The organism is Alienimonas chondri, assembly GCF_013036045.1.
Classification (GTDB): domain Bacteria; phylum Planctomycetota; class Planctomycetia; order Planctomycetales; family Planctomycetaceae; genus Alienimonas; species Alienimonas chondri.
This window is the reverse complement of record NZ_WTPX01000221.1, coordinates 1-5,653: the sequence shown is the minus strand read 5'-3', so window position 1 is coordinate 5,653 and position 5,653 is coordinate 1. Positions and strand designations below refer to the sequence as shown.

General features: G+C 68.1%; 4 protein-coding genes. 2 read left to right on the top strand and 2 right to left on the bottom strand.

The genetic code is table 11. The features are described 5' to 3' along the window. Positions 1-155: 155 nt before the first annotated feature. Together LzC2_RS19915 and obgE are read left to right on the top strand one after the other, a co-directional pair. Positions 156-3,284 carry an Ig-like domain-containing protein gene (locus LzC2_RS19915; RefSeq protein ID WP_171189782.1) on the top strand — a complete coding sequence of 1,043 codons (3,129 nt, stop codon included), beginning with the start codon at positions 156-158 and terminating at the stop codon, positions 3,282-3,284. A gap of 3 nt (positions 3,285-3,287) precedes the next feature. Continuing rightward, on the top strand, positions 3,288-4,298 hold the full coding sequence (gene obgE, locus LzC2_RS19910; RefSeq protein ID WP_171189781.1) for a GTPase ObgE: 1,011 nt from the start codon (positions 3,288-3,290) through the stop codon (positions 4,296-4,298). Between the two features lie 110 nt (positions 4,299-4,408). Here the strand turns inward: obgE and LzC2_RS21695 are convergent, their stop codons facing one another. Both LzC2_RS21695 and LzC2_RS19900 read right to left on the bottom strand, forming a co-directional pair. Next, a complete protein-coding gene (locus tag LzC2_RS21695; RefSeq protein WP_185168682.1) occupies positions 4,409-4,873 on the bottom strand; it encodes a hypothetical protein in 465 nt (154 codons plus the stop codon). Positions 4,874-4,997: 124 nt separating this feature from the next. Beyond that, a partial coding sequence (locus LzC2_RS19900; RefSeq protein WP_206678821.1) for a hypothetical protein occupies positions 4,998-5,653 on the bottom strand: 656 nt, incomplete at its 5' end.

Sequence of the window (5,653 nt, the reverse complement as noted above, 5' to 3'; positions counted from 1 at the left end):
TGCGGGGCGCGGGTTATGCGCCTCGGACGGCCCGACGACAAGGTCCGCACCCCGAATCGGTCAAGCGGCGTCCATCAATCCGCGACCGCGACCCGCTTGACCGGTACACTGCCGAAATCGCCCCGACCCCCGGGGCGGTCCGTTCGAGCTTCGTCATGCCCGCTCCCGACGCCCCGGTTCCCGACGTCTTGTCCTTCGACTGTCCCGCCTGCGGGAAGACGTTGAAGGCCAAGCCGTCGCACGCCGGTCGCACGACCGCCTGCCCCAAGTGCGGGGAAGCGCTCACCGTGCCCGCCGCCGGCGCCTCGGATGCTGACGAAACGGCCGCCGCAGAGACGGCCGAAGACGGCTTCGACGAATCGGCGACGCCGGAACCGACCGAACAGGTCGCCGCGGGGTTCCCCCCGGTCATTCGTACCGGCCCGGTCGTGAAAGACGCCCCCTCGAACGACGAGGGTCCCCCGATCATCGAGCGGGCGTCCCCGCGGTCCGGCCGCGGTCGGCGGCGTGCTCGCTCGACGGCGGACGAAGGACGATCCAAGGTCGTGCCGATGGCGATCGGCGGCGGAGCCGTCGCGGCGCTGGCACTGGGCGTCGCGGCCTTCCTGTTCTGGCCCGGCGACGACGCCGGCGGGGCGGCCGGGGAGAACGGCCCCGCGATGCTCGCGGCCCTGCCACCGCAATCGGTTATGGAGGGCGAGCGTTTGGAGGTGTCAGTCGTCAACACCATGGACTTCGACCAGCGATTCAACCCGAAGTCCCCGCAGGAGTGGACGCACAAGGTCGTGCTGAGCGAGGCGCCGGAAGGCGCCCGATTGAGCGGCTCCGGCACGCAATTCACCTGGACGCCCGGCGAAGCCGACGGGCCGGGGACAGCCTCCGTCACCGTCGCGCTCACCCACCGGGCGACCGGGGACGTCACGGAGACGGCCACGTTTGAAATCGCTGTCGCCGAGAACGATGCCCCGCCCTGGGTCGCCCCGCTCGCCGCGGTGGTCGTCGGCCCGGGCGAATCGACTTCGCTCAAGGTCTCCGCCGAAGACCCGGATCAGCCGGCCAACGCCCTCGCGTTCCGGTTGGTAGGCGACGTGCCGGACGGCGTCAGCATCGCCGACGACGGCACGATCACATTCGCCCCGCCGGCGAACGCCCCGGAAGTCGATGCGGAGTTCGGCGTGCGAGTCGTCGAGACGAAGGCCGACGGCGGCGACGGAGCCAGCACCGTCGCCCCGGTCCGGCTGTCGGTGATGTCCGCCGGTCCCGGTCGCGAACCGGCGACGCCGTCCGTCGCAATGCTCGACCCGCAGCCGGCCGCCCCCGCCGATGCAGCCCGCGCCGATGCAGCGCCCGCCGATCCCGCCGCGAGCGAGCCGGAGGCCATGGCGGAGGAACCGGCGGCCATGGCGATGGCCGAGGAGCCGGCGGCGACGGAACCCGATCCGGCGCCCGCCGATCCGGCGCCGGAACCGGCAATGCGGGTCGCCGCGAAGCCGGAGTTGGACGCCGCCGAATTCGGTCCGTTGAACGACGACGAAGCAGCGTACGAGGAGAACTTCGTCGCCCCGCTGCTGGCCCTCTACGGCGAGCCGGACGACCGGCGGCGGCCGCTGCTCGCCTCCAAGGAGTACGAACAGGTGCGGACGCTGTTCGCCACGGAATTCGCCCGCATGCACGAACGCGAGATCCGCCAGGGACTCGGCGACAAATCCGACGAGATCCTCGCTTGGTTGAAGGAGCGTCCCGACCTGCGGGAGACGCTGTTCAACGCCTTCACGCCCGCGGACGACGTCGCCGCGGGCATGACGGTGTTCCGCGAACTTTACGACGAGTTTGGCGATCGACTCGGGAAATACGGCGCCCTCGCGACTGCCGCCGCGGTCGTTTGGGATGATCCGGTACGCGGCCCCTATCAATACGACCACCACGCCGAACGGGCCAAGGCGGAACTGCCGACGGAAGAACGCCCGGCGGCGGTGGAGAACGTCCGCTATTTCCTCGATCGGGAGGACGTGATGCAGGGCCGGGCGGAACGCCTGCCGTGGGAACTGCTGGTGATGACGATCGATCACCGCACCCCCATCGAGGAGCGGAACTTCGCCCTGGCCAACTACGGGGCCAATCGCAGCCGGTTCGGCGAGTGCTATTCGCAGGTGCCCTACGACAAAGAGATGCTGGAGACGGAAAGCCGTCGGGGCGCTTTGAACGGTCTCCCCTATACGCTCCCCGCAATCCTGGCGAAGGGCGGCGTGTGCGCTCATCAGGCCGACTACGCCTCGCGCGTCGGCAAGAGCCTCGGCGTGCCGGCGATGTACGTCCGCGGCGACGGCAAGTTTGGCGGCGCCGGCCACGCCTGGGTGATGTGGGTGGACGTGACCGGCGTGACGGACTCCGCGTTGAAGTTCTCGCTGGAGAGCCACGGCCGCTATCAGGACGACCACTATTACGTCGGCTTCCTCAACGATCCCCAGACCGGCGAGGAGACAACCGACCGCGACCTCATGCGGCGCCTGCACGCGGTCGCCACCGATCGCGACGCCGCTCGTCACGCCGACCTGCTGATGCGAGCCTACCCGATCGTCGCCAAGCGGGCCGGCGCAGAGGGCGAAGAGCTGTCCCTCGACGCCCGGTTCGACTACCTGGACTCGGTTAATCAGATCGATCCGTGGAACGCACCGGCGTGGCGGGAACGGGCGAAGCTGGCTGCCGACAACGCCGGGGACCTTTCCAAGGACCAGGCCCGTCGATTGAAGCTGGACCTCAAGAAGTTGTTTAAAGACTTCGCCCCCTTCCCCGACTTCACCCGAGAGGTGTTCTCCGGGATCAGCAGCTACGAACCCGACGCGGAGAAACGGCTGGCGCTGCAAAAGCAGTTGTTAGACCTCTATGCCGTCGCCGGCCGGCCGGACCTGTCCTTCGAGGCGCTGCCGGAGTACGTCGACGGTCTGGTCGCAAACGAGCAGACGGGCGACGCCGTGGGCTTCATCGTGCAGGCCGTGTCGAAATACGCGGAGGAAGGCCGCTACGTCCCGGATGCGCTCGACCGCTTGACGGAACTCGCGAAGGACCGGCCGGAAGATCTGGCGCTCTTTTACGTCGATTTTCTTCCGCTGATCCCGCCGACCCGCGGCAACTCGCCCAGCGAGTACGCCATCGCCATGCACAAGCGGGGCATCGACGCGGCGGAGGCGGCGAACCGCGACGACCTCGCCAAAGCCTTTACGGAGCGGATGCGAGCGATCGGCGAGGGCAAATTGAAGAGTCCTCCCAAGAACGGACGAAGCTGAACGATGTTTGCAGATCACGTTTTATTGCATTGCAAAGCGGGCGACGGGGGCAACGGCTGTATGTCGTTCCGCCGCGAGAAGTTCGTGCCCAAAGGCGGGCCGGACGGCGGCGACGGCGGGGGCGGCGGCAGCGTCGTCGTGCGGGCGAACGAGAACGTCGGCAGCCTGATTCACCTCGTCGGCCATAAGTTCTGGAACGCCGGTCGCGGGGAGCACGGCCGCGGCAAGCTGCAAACCGGAGCCACCGCGGACGATATTCTCATCGAGGTGCCCCCGGGCACCCTCGTGAAGGACGCCGAGCGCGGGCATACCCTCCGAGACCTTTCCGAACACGGCGACGAAGTCGTCGTGGCTCACGGCGGGTCCGGCGGCAAGGGCAACAAAAAGTTCGCCACCGCGATCCACCGCGCCCCGCGCGAGACGGAACCCGGCGGCGAGGGCGAACACCGCGACGTGGTGCTCGAATTGAAGCTGATCGCGGACGTCGGCCTGCTCGGCAAACCGAATGCCGGTAAGTCGACGTTGCTGTCGCGCCTCAGCGCCGCGACTCCGGAGATCGCCGCGTACCCCTTCACCACCAAGTACCCGAACCTGGGCGTCGTTCGCGACGGAACCGGGTGGGACGCGAAACGTCAATACGTCCTCGCCGACATCCCCGGCCTCATCGAAGGAGCCGCGGAAGGCGTGGGTCTCGGGCACGAGTTCCTCAAGCATGTTGAGCGAACCCGCGTGCTGATTCATCTGGTCGAACCGGACCCGACCGACGGAACGGACCCGGTCTCCAACTACAAGACGATCCGCGCCGAGGTGGAACGCTACAACCCGGACCTCGCCTCCCGGCCGGAAGTGCTGTGCATTTCCAAGGGCGAATTGCCGGACGCCGCCCCCGCTGCGGAGTTGCTGCGGGAGGAATTGAACGTCGATCCGCTGATCATCTCCGCGGCCACGGGGCTGAACCTCGATGAGTTGAGCCGCCGAGTCTGGGCCGCGTTGGGCGAGACGGACGCGCTCTGACACGGCCGGTTTCGGACGAACGAAATCGCCCCGATCCCCCAGGAAGGGATCGGGGCGCTTTGCATGTCAGAACTTCTTGCTTGCCGGACTTCGACGAATCGCGTCGCCGTTCAGAAGCCGTAACCAAAGCCCCGGTAGCCGCTGAGCCCTCGGTAGCCCACCCCACGATAGCCGTACCCGCTGTAGCTCAAACCACGGTCACCCGAACTCCGGTAGCCGTAACCGCCGTAGCCGAGGCTGCGATATCCGTAGCTGTACGGGTTGTAGAACGACGTGTTGTAGTAAGTCGGCGTGACTGGGCGATAGAAACTGGTCGCGGAATAGCTGTATCCGCCGTTTCCGTAGGGCGAGTAATACCCCGCCGGCACCGCGACCGCGGGGGCGACGTAGGCGGAGCGATAATAGCTCCCGTACGGCTGAGCGAATCCGCCGTAGTAGCTTCCGTAACCGCCGCCGTAATAGCTTCCGGTTCCGTAACCGCCGTATCCGTAGCCCCCCGCGGAAGCGGTCGGTGCGGAGAGCGACAGGGCTAGCGTGACGGCGGCGGCGGTCAGGGCGGTGCGAAGGGCGGACATCTCAGCGGGGTGGGCTGGAGCGGGCGAACGAAAGTACGCAGTCATTATGAACGCCCGGCCCCTCCCCCGGGGAGTTCCGACTGGCCCTTCGGCGCACCGGGGAATCCCGGACCGCCGCAGAGTTCTACGGCTCAATCCACTCCCACAGCGATTGGGTGCGGACCACGGTGCGCGTATCCGCAAAGGTGTGCGCGGCGTGAATCAGCAGCGAATCCGCGGCGGCCTCCACCCGCATCAACCCGACGGAATCGCCGGCCAAGCGTCCCCCCGAGGTGAATCGACAGGCCAGCGCCCCGGGCCTCGCCGTCTGTCCCGGGATGTCGGATCGTTTCAACGGCGCCCGTTCCTCGCCGTCGCCGAGCGCAACCGTGGCGGCGGCGTCGGCGAGCAATTCCGCGGTGATGTGATCGAACACGCCCGCCGCCGGCGTTTCCGCCTGATGGCCCGCCTGATAGCGGACCGCGGGACCGCGATCGTCGTCGAACGTCAGGTCTTCCAACCCCGCCCCCCGCACCCCGCGACCGACCCGGCGGCCGCCGGCGGGCAGCACATAGTCCGCCGGGGCGAGCAGTTCCGTCAGCGTGCGACCGCCCGTCCGCACCTCGATGCGGTGCCCGTCCTCGCCCAGCGACAGCGTCGCCGTGTACAGAGGACGTTCGATCCGCTCGGTCGCCGCCGCGGGGAACAGCTCCGGGTGCAGCGGTCGGTCGAACAGGCGAAAGGCAAACTTGGTGACGGCGGGACGGGACAATCGCGGAGGGGAGACGGGGGAATGAAAGG

What these genes read in the sequence shown, in the direction of transcription:
- LzC2_RS19915 (WP_171189782.1), top strand. Translation starts at nt 156, where the DNA reads ATGCCCGCTCCCGACGCCCCGGTTCCCGACGTCTTGTCCTTCGACTGT.
- obgE (WP_171189781.1), top strand. Translation starts at nt 3,288, where the DNA reads ATGTTTGCAGATCACGTTTTATTGCATTGCAAAGCGGGCGACGGGGGC.
- LzC2_RS21695 (WP_185168682.1), bottom strand. Translation starts at nt 4,873, where the DNA reads ATGTCCGCCCTTCGCACCGCCCTGACCGCCGCCGCCGTCACGCTAGCC.